This is a genomic window from Curtobacterium sp. MCBA15_013 (assembly GCF_001865095.1).
Taxonomy (GTDB): Bacteria; Actinomycetota; Actinomycetes; order Actinomycetales; family Microbacteriaceae; genus Curtobacterium.
In genome coordinates this window covers 131,736-147,280 of the sequence record NZ_MJGQ01000013.1, presented here as the reverse complement: position 1 = coordinate 147,280, position 15,545 = coordinate 131,736, and the positions used below count along the sequence as shown (strand labels likewise).

Below are 15,545 nucleotides of genomic sequence, written 5' to 3'. Positions count from 1 at the left end.
GTCAACCCGGGTTGACATCCGTCAGTACGTCAATGTAGGTTGACACGCGTGGACCGACCGACCATCACGAGCCTCGCCGCCGGCGCAGCCGGAGACGACCCGTTCTCCGCCCTCGCCAGCGTGCGCGAACTCCGTCGTGAGCTCGACCGGACCGAGGAACTCGCGGCCCGACGTGCCCGGAACGCCGGCGCCTCGTGGCAGGAGATCGCGACGCTGCTCGGCGTCAGCCGCCAGGCAGTGCACAAGAAGTACGGCAGAAACTAGGAACACGATGAGCTCCCCCTTCGCCAGACCCAAGAAGACCGACGGTCCCCGCGCCACGTTCGGCCGACTGCTGAGCTACCTGTTCGAGAACAAGCCCGCGATGGTCGTCATCATCGTGCTGAGCGTCCTCGGTGCCGGTGCGTCCCTCGCGCAGCCGCTGCTCGTCAACCAGGTCATCACCGCCGTCCAGCACGGCAACACGCTGAGCACCCTCGTCTGGCTGCTCGTCGGACTCGTCATCGTCGCGGGCGTCCTCAACGGTGTGCAGCACTTCCTGCTGCAGCGCGCGGGTGAAGGCGTCGTCCTGTCCACCCGGCGGAAGCTCATCGCGCGCATCCTCAACCTGCCGATCTCCGAGTTCGACACGCGCCGCACCGGCGACCTCGTCTCCCGTGTCGGCAGCGACACGACACTGCTGCGCGCCGTGCTGACGCAGGGCCTCATCGAGTCGATCGGCGGCGCCCTGACGTTCATCGGCGCGATCATCGCGATGGCCGTCATCGACCCGCTGCTCCTCGGCATCGTCATCGTCATCGTGCTCGTCGCGATCGTCGTCGTCGGCGGGCTCAGCCGCCGCATCCGCGTCGCGTCGAAGCGTGCGCAGGAGAAGGTCGGCGACCTCACCGCGGCGGTCGAACGCGGCATCGGTGCCGTCCGCACGATCCGTGCCGCCGGTGCCACCGAGCGCGAGGTGCACGAGGTCGACGGCCACGCGACCGAGGCCTACCGTCGTGGCCTCGACATCGCGCGGATGTCGGCGTTCGTCGTCCCGGTCGCGAGCATCGTCATGCAGGTCGCGTTCATCGCCGTCCTCGGGGTCGGTGGTGCACAGGTCGCAGCCGGCACCATCACGATCGCGACGCTCATCACGTTCATCCTGCTGCTGTTCATGATGATCATGCCGCTCGGCCAGGCCATGGGCGCTGCCGTCGCCGTCGCCCAGGCGCTCGGTGCGCTCGGCCGGATCGAGGAGATCCTGCACCTCCCGACCGAGGCGCAGGACGACCAGGCCGTCCGCGTCGCCGCAGCGGTGGAGAGCGACGACGCGATCGCCTTCGAACACGTGTCGTTCCGGTACGCGCGTCCGGCCCAGGCCTCCGGTGCGGACGGCGCCGAGCCGGCCGTCGACGACGACACCGCCTCCGACGACGTGGTGCTGCACGACGTGTCCTTCCGGGTCCCCCGCGGGTCACGCGTCGCACTCGTCGGTCCGTCCGGCGCGGGCAAGTCGACCACGCTCGCACTCATCGAACGGTTCTACGACCCGACCGACGGGGTCATCCGGCTCGGCGGCGTCGACGTCCGTGGCCTCGACCGCGCCGAGCTCCGCGCGCAGATCGGGTACGTCGAACAGGACGCTCCGGTGCTCGCCGGCACGATCCGGGCGAACCTGCTGCTCGGGTCACCGGACGCCACCGAGGACGACTGCGTGCGCGTGCTCGAGGCCGTCAACCTCGGCGAGGTCCTGCACCGCGACCCCCGCGGCCTCGACGCCCAGGTCGGCGAGGACGGCGTCATGCTCTCCGGCGGTGAACGGCAGCGGCTCGCGATCGCCCGGGCACTCCTCGCCGCTCCCCCGATCCTGCTGCTCGACGAGTCCACCTCGTCGCTCGACGGCGTCAACGAGCAGAAGATGCGCCTCGCGATCGACGCCGTGGCCGAGGACCGCACGCTGCTCGTGATCGCGCACCGGCTGTCCACGGTGGTGGACTCGGACGTGATCGTCGTGCTCGAGCACGGCCGGGTCGTCGGCGTCGGGACCCACTCGGAACTCGTCGAGTCGACGCCGCTCTACCGCGACCTGGCGAAGCACCAGCTGCTCGTCTGAGCCGGCGCGGCAGCGGTCGGTCGACGGTGCGCCGAGGTCAGAGGAGCGCGCCGCCGGGGTTCGCCAGTCCCTCGTCCATGTCGCTGTGGTCGACGTGCCCACCTGCGGCGCGGATCTCGTCGAGCGCCCGCGCGCTGCGGGCTTCGTCCACCCCGACCACGAGGTCGTCGTAGACGGCGACGTCGTATCCCGCAGCCCGGGCGTCGAGCGCCGACGCCCGCACGCAGTGGTCGGTGGCGATGCCGACCACGTCGATCGTGACGACGCGGTGCTCGGCCAGGACCTCGGGCAGCCCGACGCCGTCCTCGGTGCGCGCCTGGAACGCCGAGTAGTCCGGCGTGCCCTGCCCCTTGAAGACATGGACGTCGATCGGAGCGGTGTCGAGCCGCGGGTGGTACTCGGCCCCCGGGGTCCGGGCGACGCAGTGCACCGGCCAGGTCGTCTCGTAGTCCGGACCCTCGGGACCGGCGAAGTGGCCGCCGTTGTCGTCGTCGCCGTGGTGCCAGTCGCGGGAGCCGACGATGAGGTCGTACTCGTCGGCGTGCCGACCGAGGAACGCGGTGATGCGTCGCGCGAGGTCGTCCCCGCCGGTCACACCGAGGGCACCGCCCTCGGTGAAGTCGTTCTGGACGTCGACGACGAGGAGTGCCCTGGACATGCGTCCATCCAACACCCGCGGCCTCAGGAGCCGGTGAGCCTGCTCCCGCACGAGTACGTCGCCGCCGTCACCGCGTCGAGTGCGGGCAGCGCCGCGGCCCGCGAGGACCCGATCGCGTAGAAGGCGAACGTCAGCCGGGTGCCGTCGGCCGCGTCGATGTAGCCGCCGAGGGTGTTCGCGCTGTCGATCCACCCGGTCTTCGCGTGCACCTTGCCCCGGGCGACCGCGTTCGCCCCGGTGAACCGACTGGCCAGCGTGCCGGACTGCCCGGACACCGGCAGGGCGTTCGCGAGCGTCCCGAGGCCCTTCGCACCGGCGGCGACCTGCACCATGAGGTGCGCGACGAAGTTCGGCGACACGGCGTTCGCGGCGCTCTCCCCCGAGCCGTCCTTGATGACGATGCCGGCCGGGTCGACGCCGTACGACTTCAGGGCTGCCTGGTACACGGCGGTCAGCGAGGCTGCGGAGCCGTCCGAGCCGGACTCCTTCGACGAGATCCGCGCGAGCATCTCGGCGAGGGTGTTGTCCGAGTTCGGGATCATCTGCCCGATGAGCGTCGACACCGGCTGCGAGGAGACCGTGGCGATCGTGTCCGTGCTGGTCGTGGCACGTTTGACGATCTGCGCGTTCCCCGCACCGGCGACCCCGGCGTTCGCGAGGGCCGTGCGGAACAGGTCCCCGGCGCGACCGACCGGGTCGGTGGAGCGCGGCGACGTCTGGGCACCCGGGTTCGCGCGGTCACCGTCGACCATGAGCGCCGTGACGTTCGGCTGGTAGCCGATCGTCCGCTCGCTCACCGGCCACGTGGGGTCCCAGGCGTCGGCGTCGTTCCAGTACGTGTCGTCCGTGACGATCGTCGTCACCGGGGTGTTGCCGAGCTTCGCCTTCACCTGCTGGGCGAGCTGCGCGAGCGTCGGGGCGCCCGGGTACACCGTCGCTCCGCCTGCCGAGAGCGTGGCGTCACCGTGGCCGACGAGGGCGATCGCACCGCCGGACTCCTTCGTCACGGTGGTCGGGATGCGGTGGTCGCCGCCGAGGACGGCCAGCGCGGTCGCCGTCGTCAGGGTCTTCATCACGCTGCCGGTCTGTGCGGCCTCGTCACCGTTGCGCGAGAACAGCACCTCGCCGGTCTTCGCGTTCATGACGTACCCCTCGAACGCGCCGAGGCCGCTCGCCGAGGCGGCGTTCGTGATCGTGCAGGTCCGGAGGGCGGAGGGGCCCGCGGCGTCGTCCGGCACCGTGCGGCCGCTCGGCGTCGGTGTCGGGGTGGGGGCGGCCGTCGTCGGTGCGGGGCTGCTCGACGCGGTGGCGGACGCCGTCGCGGCCGCCGTGGTCGTCGGGGTCGGCATCGTCGCCGCCGCCACGGCCACGGCACCGCCGGACCCGAGCACGAGCACGGTCGCGAGGCCACCCGCGATCCACGGCACCGGGCGGCGGGCGAACGAGGCGCGGACGGCGGTGCGCGCGTCGCGGAGGCGGTCCGCGACGCCGCGCGGTGAAGGCTGCTGGTCGGACATCGCGAACGATCCTACGGAACTGCGGGAGGAGCCTCCAGGCCCACTTTCCGGATCCGGACGTTCCGCGCCCTGCCGGACGTCAGCCGTCGGTCGGTCGCGTCAGCCGTCGGCCGTCAGCCGTCAGCCGGGTACCGGACGCCGACCTGTCGGCGGGCCTCGTCCATGAGCGCCATCATCGCGACCGTCTCCTCGGGGTCCATCGGGCCGCCCTCGTGGGTGCCGGACTCGACCATCGACTCGAACGCGCGCACCTCGTGCGCGTAGCCGGTGAGTTCCTCACGCCCGTCGAACTCCTCGACGACGTTCCCGTCGCGGTCGCGGAGCCGCCAGGTCGTCGGCGTGAACCACGTCGAGTCCAGGTCGATGCGGCCGTCCTCGCCGATGACCGAGGCGGTGTTCGGACTGCGGAGGTCGAGCCCGAAGTGGAGCATCGACTGCGTGCCGCCCTCGTGCGTCAGCACCAGGCCCATCTGGGTGTCGACGCCCTGCTCGCTCAGGGTGCCCGCGGCGACGACCGACGTGGGGACGCCGAGGACGTCGACCGCGAAGGAGATCGGGTAGATGCCGAGGTCGAGCATCGCGCCGCCGCCGAGCGCCGGGTCGTTCAACCGGTGTGCCGGGTCGGACGGCAGCGCCTGGTGGTGGGTCGCCTCGACGAGCCGGATCCGCCCGATGCGGCCCTCGGCCACGAGCTCGCGGATCATCGACATCTGCGGGAGGAAGCGCGTCCACATCGCCTCCATGACGGCGACGTCGGCCCGCCGGGCGGCGTCGACCACCAGGCGGGCCTCGTCCGCCGTGATCGTGAAGGCCTTCTCGACGAGTACGTGCTTGCCGGCCTCGATGGCGAGCAGTGCGTCCGCCGCGTGCCGCGAGTGCGGTGTCGCGACGTACACGGCGTCGACGCCGTCGTCGGCGACGAGGTCCTCGTAGGAGCCGTGCGCCCGCGGGATCCCGAACTCGGCCGCGAACGTCTCGGCGCTCGCGAGCGTCCGGCTGCCGACCGCGACGAATTCGACCCCCGCGGCCGTGCAGTCGCCCACGAAGGACCGTGCGATGCCGCCCGTACCGATGACTCCCCAGCGAACCGTCATGGGACCTGTCTACCAGGGGCCATGCCCGGCACACCGCTGTCCACCCGCAGCACTTTGGTATGGACTGCACTGGTGATTGCCAGCTAGCGTGCTGCTGCACCCCCTGAACGGGGGTCCCGCGGTCGCGTCCGACGGCCGCTCCCCCAGCAGAAAGCGATCAGGTCCTCCATGCGCCGATCCGTCCTGTCCGTCGTCGCCACGAGCGCGGCCATCGTCATCACCTCGACCCTCGTCGGTGTCACCCCGGCGACCGCGCACGGCTGGGGATCGCCCGGACACGGCTGGGCACCGCCAGGACACTCGGCCGACGCGGGACTGCAACCCCGGACGCAGTTCACGATGGCGGCCGACGGCTCCTCCGGCGCGAGCCAGGGCGGCGAGGGCATCCCGAACATCGACTCGGTCAAGAAGACCATCGCGACGTACTACGGCGACCCCGGCACCGGACTCGCGAACCGCACCGACTCCCCCTACATCCGCGAGATGCGGTCCATCGTCGACCGGCAGAGCGCCCAGCTGCAGCGCATCCACGACGCCGCGGTCCGTCGCGGCGAGAAGCCCGCGATCGTCCTCGACGCCGACGACACCACCCTGTGGACCTACGACATGGAGGTCGCGGACATGCACTTCGTGTTCGACCCGGCTCGCCAGGACGAGTGGGTGCAGGACGAGCGCTTCCCCGCGACGCCGTCGATGGTCGGCTTCGTGAACCGGGCGCAGTCGCTCGGGTTCACGGTCTTCGGACTCACCGGTCGGAACGACGACCAGAAGGCCGCCACCGTCCAGAACCTGTCGAAGGTCGGCTACACCGCGTTCGCCCAGGACCGCTTCTTCACGAAGTGGACCGGAGTCGGTGCGTCCCAGCAGCCGTCGTACATCACCTGCGCCACGGCGAAGTGCACGACCGTCGAGTACAAGGCGCTCACGCGGAAGCACATCGAGCAGGACCTCGGCTACGACATCACGCTCAACGTCGGTGACCAGTGGAGCGACCTGCAGGGCGGGTACGCCGACCGCTCCGTGAAGCTGCCGAACCCGACCTACTACCTGCCCTCGGCCGACCTGCCCGGCGTGTCCGAGCCGCGGCTGTCCCCCCGCACGCACTTCACGATGGCCGCCGACGGATCCTCCGGCGCCACCCAGGGCGGCGAGGGCATCCCGAACATCGACTCCGTGAAGTCGACCATCGCGACGTACTACGGCGACCCCGGCACCGGCCTCGCGAACCGCACCGACTCGCCGTACATCCGCGAGATGCGCTCCATCGTCCGGAAGCAGGCTCCCGTCGTCGCCGCCCAGTGCGCCGTCGGCCGGAAGCTCCACCGCAACCCCGCCATCGTGCTCGACGCCGACGACACCACCCTGTGGACCTACGACATGGAGGTCGCCGACATGCACTTCGTGTTCGATCCCGCCCGCCAGGACGAGTGGGTGCAGGACGAGCGCTTCCCCGCCACCCCGTCGATGACCTCGCTCGTGTCGATCGCCCAGCGCTCCGGCTGCACGATCATCGGGCTCACCGGGCGCAACGACGACCAGAAGACCGCCACGATCGAGAACCTGCAGAAGGTCGGGTACCCGCAGTTCGCGGCGACGCAGCGCGGCACGCAGACGTACTACACGAAGTGGACCGGCGTCGGGGCCTCGCAGCAGCCGTCGTACATCACCTGCGCCACGGCGAAGTGCACCACCGTCGAGTACAAGTCGCAGACCCGTGCGCACATCGAGTCGCGCTCGGGTGGGCGGTACGACGTGGTGGCGAACTTCGGCGACCAGTACAGCGACCTGCTCGGTGGGTCGGCGGACCGGAGCGTGAAGCTGCCGAACCCGACGTACTACCTGCCCTGAGGCCGGGTCGGGCCGGGCGCGCAGGCGCCCGGCCCGCCTCGGGCCCGGCACCCGGCCCGCGAAGCAGAAAGCCCCGGTCAGACACTGTCTGACCGGGGCTTCTCGGAGCCGCCTGTCGGAATCGAACCGACGACCTATTCATTACGAGTGAATCGCTCTGCCGACTGAGCTAAGGCGGCGGACGCTCCGTTGCCGGAGCGGCACGGGAAACGACTATACAGGTTCAGACGAGCGAACGCGAAACGAGCGCGTCGAGGTCGGCGAACGACCGTTCGAGCTCGTCGACGAGGTGGGTGTCCGACCCCGCGTCCGACCACTCCCACCACGCGTGCCGCAGCGCAGCCAACGCCACGAGGGACGCCAGCCGCGCCCGCCGACGCCGCTCCGGGGGCTCGCCGGTGGCGTCCAGAGCTCCGTCCGCGGCCGCTGCGAAGCGCGCCACGATGGCCCCCTCGATCGCCGCCTGGAACTCCTTCATCGACTCCATCCGCCGGCTGAAGAGCTCCGGCGCGGCGCGGAGCACCTGCTGCCGCTCCTCGATCAGCCCACGCTCCTCGATGAGTTCGCGCGTCGAGTGCACGAGCAACGCCCCGAGGTCGGCGAGCAGGTCCCCCGTCGGCCCACCGGCCACGAAGTCCGCGAGGGTGTCGTCGTCCGGCAGCGTGGGATCGTCGCCGAGGATCGCGCCTTCCTTGTTCGGGAAGTAGTTGAAGAACGTCCGCGGCGACACGTCCGCACGCCGCGAGATCTCGTCGACCGTCACCGCCGCGAGCCCCTCCTCGATCGCGATGCGGAGCGCGGCCTGCTGGATCGCGAGTCGGGTGGCGCGGCGCTTCCGCTCGCGCAGGCCGGGTTCTGCGTCGGACATGCGGTGATTGTCCCATGCGCGGGGGCGCGGGCGGATGGGGAACGTCACAGGGTGCGGTTCCGGACGGCCTGGAGGCGCGGTGCGGGCGCGTCCTGCGTCTCACCTCGGGCAGGTGGTCCCGCCCAGGGCGCGGGTCAGCGGCGCGCGCGGGCGATGGTGACGAGCAGCGCCTCGAGCGCGAGGAGGGCCGCCACGTTCGCGGCGATGCGCTGCCGAGCGAGTGCGATGGCGTCGAGCACCTCGAGCGCAGCGGCCGGGGTCACCGACTGCAGCGCGTGGTCGAGCTGTTCCCGCATCGCGAGGTTCACCGGTTCCGCCGGCGCCCCGAGCCCGAGCAGCAACAGGTCACGGTACAGCGACGAGACGTCAACGAGGATCCGGTCCAATCCGTCCCGGAGGCTCCGCGTCGCCCGACGCTTCTGGTCTTCCTCGAGCAGGCGCAGCTGCGAACGGAGTGCCGGCGGGATCGTGCCGCCGGGCTCGATGCCGAGCGAGCGCATCGCGGCGTCACGTTCCTCGGCGTCGCGCTGCTGCGTGATCGCCTTCGCGTCCTCGTCGGCGACGGCGAGCAGGTCGGCGGCGGCCATAACGGCGTCTCCGACGGTCCGGACGCCGAGCACCGTACTGAGCGTGCGGCGTCGACGGTCGCGGGCGTCCTCGCTGGTGGCGAGACGCTGTGCCATGCCGATGTGGCTCTGTGCCTGGCGTGCGGCGTCCATCGCGAGGACACGGTCCACACCGGTCCGGGCGACGAGCAGGTCTGCGACGGACTCGATGCCCGGCACGCGGAGGCGGACCGACCGCACGCGCGACCGGATCGTCGGCAGCAGGTCGGCCTCGCTCGGGGCGCAGAGGATCCACACGGTGCGCTCCGGCGGTTCCTCGAGCGCCTTGAGGAGCAGGTTCGACGTGCGTTCCGTCATGCGGTCCGCGTCCTCGATGATCACCACGCGGTACCGGCCGACGGAGGGCGAGTAGTGCGACGACGTGACGAGCTGCCGGATCTCGTCGATGGTGATGATGACCCGCTGCGTCGTCAGGACCGAGACGTCGGGGTGGGTCTTCGCGGTGATCTGCTGGAGCGTGTGGTCGTCGTCCGGACCGTTGCCGACGAGTGCGGCGGCGAAGGCGGACGCAACGTTCGACCGGCCGGAGCCGGGAGGCCCGGTGATCAGCCACGAGTGCGTCATGCCACCGGTGCCGTCGGGCGACTCGGCCGCGTTGCGGAGCGACGCGACCGCTTCCTCTTGCCCTGTCAGGCCGTCCCACACGCTCACGGGATCATCCTGCCAGCCGCCACCGTCATCCCTCGACGATCCCGACCAGTGGACCGACCGCGGCACGGATCGCGCGCTGGACGTCCGTGGCCGGGGCGGACGCGTCCACGACGAGGAAGCGCTCGGGCTCGGCGGCGGCCATGTCGAGGAACGCCTGGCGGACCGTCTCGTGGAACGTCTCGGCCTCGGACTCGAGTCGGTCGAAGGTGTCCCCGCGCGCCGCGGCCACCCGCGCACGCCCGACGGTGACGTCGAGGTCGAGCAGGATCGTGCGGTCCGGCGTGAGCCCGTCCGACGCCCAGTCCGACACCGAACGGATGTGCTCGGCGCCGAGGCCGCGCGCGACCCCCTGGTACGCCACCGAGGAGTCGATGTACCGGTCCTGCAGCACCACGTCGCCGCGAGCGATGGCGGGGCGGACGAGGGTCTCGACGTGGTGCGCGCGATCGGCCGCGTAGAGCAGGGCCTCGGCTCGTGGCGCGACGTGGCCGCGCTCGTGCAGGACGATCTCGCGGATCCGCGTGCCGAGGTCGGTGCCGCCCGGCTCACGGGTCCGCACCACGGTCCGGCCGTGCTCCTCGAGCCAGGCCGTCAGCAGCTCCGCCTGGGTCGTCTTGCCCGCGCCGTCGCCGCCCTCGAGCGTGATGAACCGGCCGGTCACTTCTTCTTGGCCGCCGGCTTCCGCGCCGGTGCCTTCTTCTTCACCGGCCCCTTGGCACGCTTGTCCGCGATGAGCTGCACGGCGCGGGCGTGGTCGACGGCCTCGACGTCCTCGCCGCGCGGGATCGTCGCGTTGGTCTCGCCGTCCGTGACGTACGGACCGAACCGGCCGTCCTTCATCTTGATCGGCTTGCCGGACACCGGGTCGGCGTCGAACTCCTTGAGCGCTGCGCTCGCCGAGCTGCGGCCGCCGTACTTGGGCTGGGCGAAGAGCTCGAGCGCACCGGGGAGGTCGATGTCGAAGATCGCGTCCTCGCCCGGCAGGGTCCGGGTGTCCGTGCCCTTCTTGAGGTACGGACCGTACCGGCCGTTCTGCGCGGTGATGTCGTCGCCGGACTCGGGGTCCTTGCCGACGACCCGCGGCAGGTCGAGCAGCTTCAGCGCCGTCTCGAGGTCGACCGTCTGCGGGTCCATCGACTTGAAGAGGGACGCCGTGCGCTCCTTGGGCGCCGCGGGCTTCTTCGTGGTCTTCTTCGCCGGTGCCTTCTTCGCGGCACCCTTCGCGGTGGTCTTCGCTGCGGGCTCCGCCTCGGCGGCGGCCGGCGTGGCCTGCGCGTCGAGCACCTCGCCCGTCGCGGCGTCGACCGCGGGTTCCGGCTCCGGGGTGCGCTCGGTCACGTACGGACCGAACCGGCCGTCCTTCGCGAGGACCTCTTTTCCGGTCTCGGGGTTGATGCCGACGACGCGGTCACCGAGCACCGGGGCGTCGACGAGCTCGCGGGCCTTCTCGGCGGTGAGCTCGTCGGGAGCGAGGTCCTCGGGCACGTTGACGCGACGGGGCTTCTCGGGGTCGTCGCTCGGCACCTCGATGTAGGGGCCGTAGCGACCGATGCGGAGGGTCAGCCCCGGCGCCAGTTCGACGGAGTTGATCTCGCGCGCATCGATCTCGCCGAGGTTGTCGATGACCGTGCGGAGCCCGCGCTGGTCACCACCACCGAAGTAGAACTCCTTGAGCCAGTCGACCCGGTCGGCGTCGCCGTTCGCGATCCGGTCGAGGTCGGCTTCCATGTCGGCCGTGAACTGGTACTGCACGAGGTCACCGAAGTACTCCTCGAGCAGCCGGACCACGCTGAACGCGATCCAGTTCGGCACGAGCTGGGTCCCGCGCAGCGACACGTAGCCGCGGTCGATGATCGTCGGGCTGATCGTCGGGAAGGTCGACGGGCGACCGATGTCGAGGTCTTCGAGCGTCTTGATGAGGCTCGCCTCGGTGTAGCGCGGCGGCGGGGTGGTGTCGTGGCCCTTCGCGACGACGTCGTCGACGGCGAGGTGCTCGCCTTCCTTGACGTCCGGCAGCGCCACGTCGTTGCCCGAGCGGTCCGAGGACTCGTGGCGGTCCTCGTCCTTGCCCTCTTCGTAGGCGTTGAGGAACCCGCGGAAGGTGATGACCGTGCCGGACGCCGTGAACTCGGCGTCGGTGCCGCTCGCCGTGGCCGGGATGCCCTCGACGGACTCCCCGGAGGAGATGCCGAGCACGATCGACGCCGTGGAGCCCTTGGCGTCCGCCATCTGCGACGCGATGGTGCGCTTCCAGATGAGGTCGTAGAGGCGCCACTCGACACCGGTCAGCGTCCCCTCGAGCTGCGACGGGGTGCGGAAGGTGTCGCCGGCGGGGCGGATCGCCTCATGCGCTTCCTGCGCGTTCTTGCTCTTGCTCGCGTAGACGCGCGGCTTGTCCGGCACGGTCGCGGCGCCGTAGAGGTCCGCTGCCTGTTTGCGAGCGGCGTCGAGCGCCTGCTTCGACAGGTTGACCGAGTCCGTACGGATGTAGGTGATGTAGCCGTTCTCGTACAGCGTCTGCGCCGCACGGGCGGTCTGTCGCGGCGAGAGGCGGAGCTTGCGCGCCGCTTCCTGCTGCATGGTCGACGTCGTGAACGGTGCTGCCGGGCGGCGCGTGTAGGGCTTCGACTCGACGCTGCGGACGGTGGCGTCACCGGCACGCTCGAGCACGGTGGTGAGCGCGGCCGCGGCGGCTTCGTCGAGGCGGACGGCCTCGCCCTTCAGGGCACCGCGGTCGTCGAAGTCACGACCGGAGGCGACCCGGGTCCCCTGGACGCGCGCGAGTCGAGCGGTGAAGGCGGCGTCGCCCTCCTTCTCGAAGCGCGCACTGAGGTCCCAGTAGTTGGCGGACACGAACGCGAGGCGTTCGCGCTCACGGTCGACGACGAGACGCGTGGCAGCGGACTGCACACGACCGGCCGAGAGCCCCGGACCGATCTTGCGCCAGAGCACGGGCGAGACCTCGTACCCGTAGAGACGGTCGAGGATGCGGCGGGTCTCCTGCGCGTCGACGAGCGCGGTGTCGAGTTCACGGGTGGCTTCCTGCGCGCGCTGGATCGCCTCCTTCGTGATCTCGTGGAAGACCATGCGCTTGACCGGCACCTTGGGCTTGAGGACCTGCAGCAGGTGCCACGCGATGGCCTCGCCTTCGCGGTCCTCATCAGTTGCGAGGTAGAGCTCGTCGGCTTCCTTGAGCGCACGCTTCAGCTCGGAGACGGTCTTCTTCTTCGCGTCCGAGACGACGTAGTAGGGCTCGAAGCCGTTGTCGACGTCCACCGAGAACTTGCCGAGCGAGCCCTTCTTGAGCTCCGCCGGCAGGTTCTTGGGCTCGACGAGGTCCCGGATGTGTCCGACGGACGCCTGGACCTCGTATCCGTCACCGAGGTATTGCGCGATCGTCTTGGCCTTCGCGGGGCTCTCGACGATGACGAGCTTCTTCGTGCCTGGCACGTGTCTCCTTGATCGATGGTGCGCGTCGGCCCTGGACGACGAGCGCGTCCGGGTCGACCGGGGCACCGATGACCGGGGGCCGACAGGCACACCATACACATAGTGTTCGGGCTGGTCGTCCGCCGGACCGGCGACTGCGACTGCGCCCACGGCGAACGGTCCGCCGCCGACCACGACCCGGACCCGCGCGGCGGAGGCAGCCGTCCCGCAGGTGTCGAGGGCTGCCTGGTTCCGCGCCGCCACACGCGTCGCGACGGAGCAGGGTTCGCCCGGGACGAGCCCGACGAGGGCCGCCGCCGCCGCGAGCGCCGAGGCGTCGGCAGCGGCCTGGGCGCGGATCGTGGCCACGCGCAGTCCGGCTCCGGCGAGCGCCGCGGTCAGGACGACGAGGACGATGCCGACGACCGCCGAGAGGAGGACCGCGGCGGACCCGCGCTCGTTCACCGTCCGTCCTCCGCAGCGCAGCCCGTGGCACGGAGCGGGACGGCCTCGAACGGCCCCGCGGCCCCTCGTGCTGCCCGGACGCAGACGACGCCACCGTCGCGGTGCACCGTCATGCCGGCCCCGGGTGCGAGGTGCTCGAGGGCGGCGCGCCCGGCCTCGTCGTCCCCGCGACCGAACGCTCGTGCCGCCGTGGCCGCCGCGAGCTGGAGGCGGCCGAGGCCGTCGACGACGAGCACCGCGGCGACGAGCGAGGTCAGGACGAGGGCCACGACGGGGAGCACGACCGCGAACTCGACGCTCACGGTGCCGCGCTCCCCGTCCGCCGCCGGGCGCGGGTCAGCCGTGCGCGGGTCAGAGGGACAGGGCACCACGGACGAGTTCCGTGAAGATGCTCTGCACTTCTCCGGAGCGCATCACGGCGACGAGAACCCCGGCGAACGCGACGGCGGCGAGGGGGCCCCGTCGGCGGGTTTCTCCGCAAACATCCGCGGATCGACGTGTCCGGAGATCGTGATCGACTCCGGCTGGGACTTGCGGACCGGTCCGGCCATCGTGACCTCGATACCGAGGATCTCGATGACCTCCCGACGCTGTTCGCGGCCCATCGTCGCGAGACGGCCACGGGCGCGCCGCGCCAGGTCTGCAAGGTCTGTGAGGCGCTCTGCTCGCTTCAGGTCAGAGGCGGCAAGCGCGGCGTAGGCCGCTTTCCGTTGCTGCAACTCCGCCAGTTCACTTGCAACTTTTCGGAGCGCGTCGCGAATCGGCGCAGGATCGTCGGCCAGCAGCAGTTCGTCCGCCGTACGAGACTGTGCTCGAATGCGCTTCTCGATCTGCTGGTCGATGCCTGCCACTGCGCTGGCAACGTCATCGTCGGACCCGCCCTCAGGAACGGCGAGCCACTGACGCGCCATGGCCTCAAGGCGGTCCGGGTCTCCGAGCAGCTGCTCGACCTCGGCCCAGACGCGGGCGTCGAGCGCCTGCACCTGAACTTGCGGGCACTGGCATTTCCCCGGCCCGTTGATGTGCCTGCGACCGGTGCAGCGGTAGACGTCGTAGTCCTTGGCCGAGAGGGACACCCCGAGGTACGGCTTGCCGCACTCACCGTAGAGACGAATGGAGAGCATCTGAGTCACAGCGGCCGGGGACTGCCCGCGGGTGCTTCGCCGGGCGAACGCCCGCATCACGGCTTGGTGCTGCGCCTTCGTGAACGGCGGATCAGGGACGGTCAGCGGGATCGGGTCTCCGTAGAGAGGGGTGCCGTCGTGCTTCAACCGGGTGTGATGCGACCGCTTGTAGATGGAGCCAGTCGCGGTGCCACCCCACACGCTCCGTCCCGTGTAGAGCGTCGGGTTCACCAGGGTGCGGCGAAGAACGTCGAAGTTCCATCGGGCGGCGATCCGGGGGTTCAGCCCTGCGTCGTTCAGCCGGTCGGCCACCTGCCCCGCGGTGAGGCGCTTCTGCACCAGGAGTTCGTAGGCCGTCGCGAGCACCTGGCGCTCGCGCTTGTCCGGCACCGGCCGGGCGTCCCGTGACTTGCCCTCCAGTCGCCAACCAAACGGGGGTTTGCCGCCCGGCCAGTCGCCGTTGCGCGCCTTCGCACGCTGTCCCCTCGTCGTTCGGTCCACGATCAAGTCACGCTCCATTTCGGCGATCCCGGCGAGCATCGTTCGCATCATCCGACCAGCCGGGGTGGACATATCGATCTGCTCCTTGACCACCACGAGCGTGACACCCAGGTCGCCGAATCGATCGGTCTCAGTAATTGCATCCGCTGCTTTGCGAGCGAACCGATCGAGTTTCGCCACAACAACGGCTTGAATTTCGCCGGACCGGCAATCCGCGAGCATCCGTTGCCACTCTGGGCGGGTATGCGAAGTACCAGAGATACCGCGGTCGGAGTAGACCTCGGTAACTTCCCATGAGTGGGCGACGGCTGCGGCTTCGCAGATGGTTCGCTGCTCTTCCAGCGACGTGCCGTCCACCTGGTCAGTGGTGCTGACTCGGGTGTAGATCGCCGCCTTCATCGCACGGACCGCTCCGCGCGACGACGTGTCCACAGGGCATTGCGAACAGCGCTCTGGATGCGCGCATAGTCGTCAGCGGTGACTTCGTACCCGTCGTAGTCGCCGTCGATCGGCGTCACGCCGAGGTCGATGATCGCCTCTGCACGGGCTTCGGAAATCCAAACTGGGTTCCACCGTTCATGCCAAAGGCCATAGCATAGTTCCGCAGTGGAAATGCCCTCTTCCTCGTTGGTTGGGTTGATATCTGTGGCACTCATGGCGTTGTCAATCCAC

At 70.5% G+C, this 15,545-nt stretch carries 14 protein-coding genes and 1 tRNA gene; 3 read left to right on the top strand and 12 right to left on the bottom strand.

The window, feature by feature from the left end; all coding sequences use genetic code 11:
* Positions 1-48: 48 nt before the first annotated feature.
* Positions 49-264 carry a hypothetical protein gene (locus BIV01_RS09440; protein WP_022907338.1) on the top strand — a complete coding sequence of 72 codons (216 nt, stop codon included), beginning with the start codon at positions 49-51 and terminating at the stop codon, positions 262-264.
* Between the two features lie 7 nt (positions 265-271).
* Positions 272-2,092 (top strand): ABC transporter ATP-binding protein, encoded by a 1,821-nt coding sequence (locus BIV01_RS09435; RefSeq protein WP_071302644.1) that lies wholly within the window; start codon positions 272-274, stop codon positions 2,090-2,092.
* Between the two features lie 37 nt (positions 2,093-2,129).
* Here BIV01_RS09435 and BIV01_RS09430 read toward each other — a convergent pair whose 3' ends face one another.
* From BIV01_RS09430 to BIV01_RS09420, 3 genes are all read right to left on the bottom strand, one after another.
* Positions 2,130-2,750, bottom strand: coding sequence for an isochorismatase family protein (locus BIV01_RS09430; RefSeq protein WP_071302643.1), 621 nt, complete (start codon positions 2,748-2,750; stop codon positions 2,130-2,132).
* Positions 2,751-2,773: 23 nt separating this feature from the next.
* Positions 2,774-4,267: a D-alanyl-D-alanine carboxypeptidase/D-alanyl-D-alanine endopeptidase gene (gene dacB / locus BIV01_RS09425; RefSeq protein WP_083413913.1), complete on the bottom strand. Its 1,494-nt coding sequence runs from the start codon at positions 4,265-4,267 to the stop codon at positions 2,774-2,776.
* 113 nt (positions 4,268-4,380) lie between these two features.
* Entirely contained in the window at positions 4,381-5,361 is a 981-nt protein-coding gene (locus tag BIV01_RS09420; protein WP_071302642.1) for a Gfo/Idh/MocA family protein, read from the bottom strand.
* A 168-nt stretch (positions 5,362-5,529) separates the two neighbouring features.
* Between BIV01_RS09420 and BIV01_RS09415 the strand changes: the two genes are divergently transcribed.
* Complete coding sequence (locus BIV01_RS09415; RefSeq protein WP_071302641.1) at positions 5,530-7,209, top strand: HAD family acid phosphatase; 1,680 nt, start codon at positions 5,530-5,532, stop codon at positions 7,207-7,209.
* A gap of 106 nt (positions 7,210-7,315) precedes the next feature.
* Here BIV01_RS09415 and BIV01_RS09410 read toward each other — a convergent pair.
* From BIV01_RS09410 to BIV01_RS19335, 9 genes are all read right to left on the bottom strand, one after another.
* Positions 7,316-7,388 (bottom strand) — tRNA-Thr (locus BIV01_RS09410).
* 44 nt (positions 7,389-7,432) lie between these two features.
* Positions 7,433-8,077, bottom strand: coding sequence for a TetR/AcrR family transcriptional regulator (locus BIV01_RS20080; protein ID WP_071302640.1), 645 nt, complete (start codon positions 8,075-8,077; stop codon positions 7,433-7,435).
* Positions 8,078-8,211: 134 nt separating this feature from the next.
* Positions 8,212-9,354, bottom strand: coding sequence for a DNA polymerase III subunit delta' (locus tag BIV01_RS09400; protein WP_071302639.1), 1,143 nt, complete (start codon positions 9,352-9,354; stop codon positions 8,212-8,214).
* A 25-nt stretch (positions 9,355-9,379) separates the two neighbouring features.
* On the bottom strand, positions 9,380-10,015 hold the full coding sequence (gene tmk / locus BIV01_RS09395; RefSeq protein ID WP_071302638.1) for a dTMP kinase: 636 nt from the start codon (positions 10,013-10,015) through the stop codon (positions 9,380-9,382).
* Positions 10,012-12,804 (bottom strand): type I DNA topoisomerase, encoded by a 2,793-nt coding sequence (gene topA, locus BIV01_RS09390; protein ID WP_071302658.1) that lies wholly within the window; start codon positions 12,802-12,804, stop codon positions 10,012-10,014. The genes tmk and topA overlap by 4 nt, the downstream gene beginning before the upstream one ends.
* Before the next feature lie 440 nt (positions 12,805-13,244).
* Positions 13,245-13,550, bottom strand: a complete 306-nt coding sequence (locus BIV01_RS09385; protein WP_071302637.1) for a TadE family type IV pilus minor pilin — start codon at positions 13,548-13,550, stop codon at positions 13,245-13,247.
* Positions 13,551-13,599: 49 nt separating this feature from the next.
* A complete protein-coding gene (locus tag BIV01_RS20230; protein WP_254791814.1) occupies positions 13,600-13,662 on the bottom strand; it encodes a hypothetical protein in 63 nt (20 codons plus the stop codon).
* Positions 13,662-15,272, bottom strand: coding sequence for a recombinase family protein (locus BIV01_RS09380; RefSeq protein WP_071302636.1), 1,611 nt, complete (start codon positions 15,270-15,272; stop codon positions 13,662-13,664). The genes BIV01_RS20230 and BIV01_RS09380 overlap by 1 nt, the downstream gene beginning before the upstream one ends.
* Complete coding sequence (locus BIV01_RS19335; RefSeq protein WP_139199283.1) at positions 15,269-15,529, bottom strand: hypothetical protein; 261 nt, start codon at positions 15,527-15,529, stop codon at positions 15,269-15,271. Before BIV01_RS19335 ends, BIV01_RS09380 begins: the two co-directional genes overlap by 4 nt.
* Positions 15,530-15,545: the final 16 nt, after the last annotated feature.

Coding starts and splice junctions, on each gene's coding strand:
- BIV01_RS09435 (WP_071302644.1), top strand. CDS start 272: ATGAGCTCCCCCTTCGCCAGACCCAAGAAGACCGACGGTCCCCGCGCC.
- BIV01_RS09430 (WP_071302643.1), bottom strand. CDS start 2,750: ATGTCCAGGGCACTCCTCGTCGTCGACGTCCAGAACGACTTCACCGAG.
- dacB (WP_083413913.1), bottom strand. CDS start 4,267: ATGTCCGACCAGCAGCCTTCACCGCGCGGCGTCGCGGACCGCCTCCGC.
- BIV01_RS09420 (WP_071302642.1), bottom strand. CDS start 5,361: ATGACGGTTCGCTGGGGAGTCATCGGTACGGGCGGCATCGCACGGTCC.
- BIV01_RS09415 (WP_071302641.1), top strand. CDS start 5,530: ATGCGCCGATCCGTCCTGTCCGTCGTCGCCACGAGCGCGGCCATCGTC.
- BIV01_RS20080 (WP_071302640.1), bottom strand. CDS start 8,077: ATGTCCGACGCAGAACCCGGCCTGCGCGAGCGGAAGCGCCGCGCCACC.
- BIV01_RS09380 (WP_071302636.1), bottom strand. CDS start 15,272: ATGAAGGCGGCGATCTACACCCGAGTCAGCACCACTGACCAGGTGGAC.
- BIV01_RS19335 (WP_139199283.1), bottom strand. CDS start 15,529: ATGAGTGCCACAGATATCAACCCAACCAACGAGGAAGAGGGCATTTCC.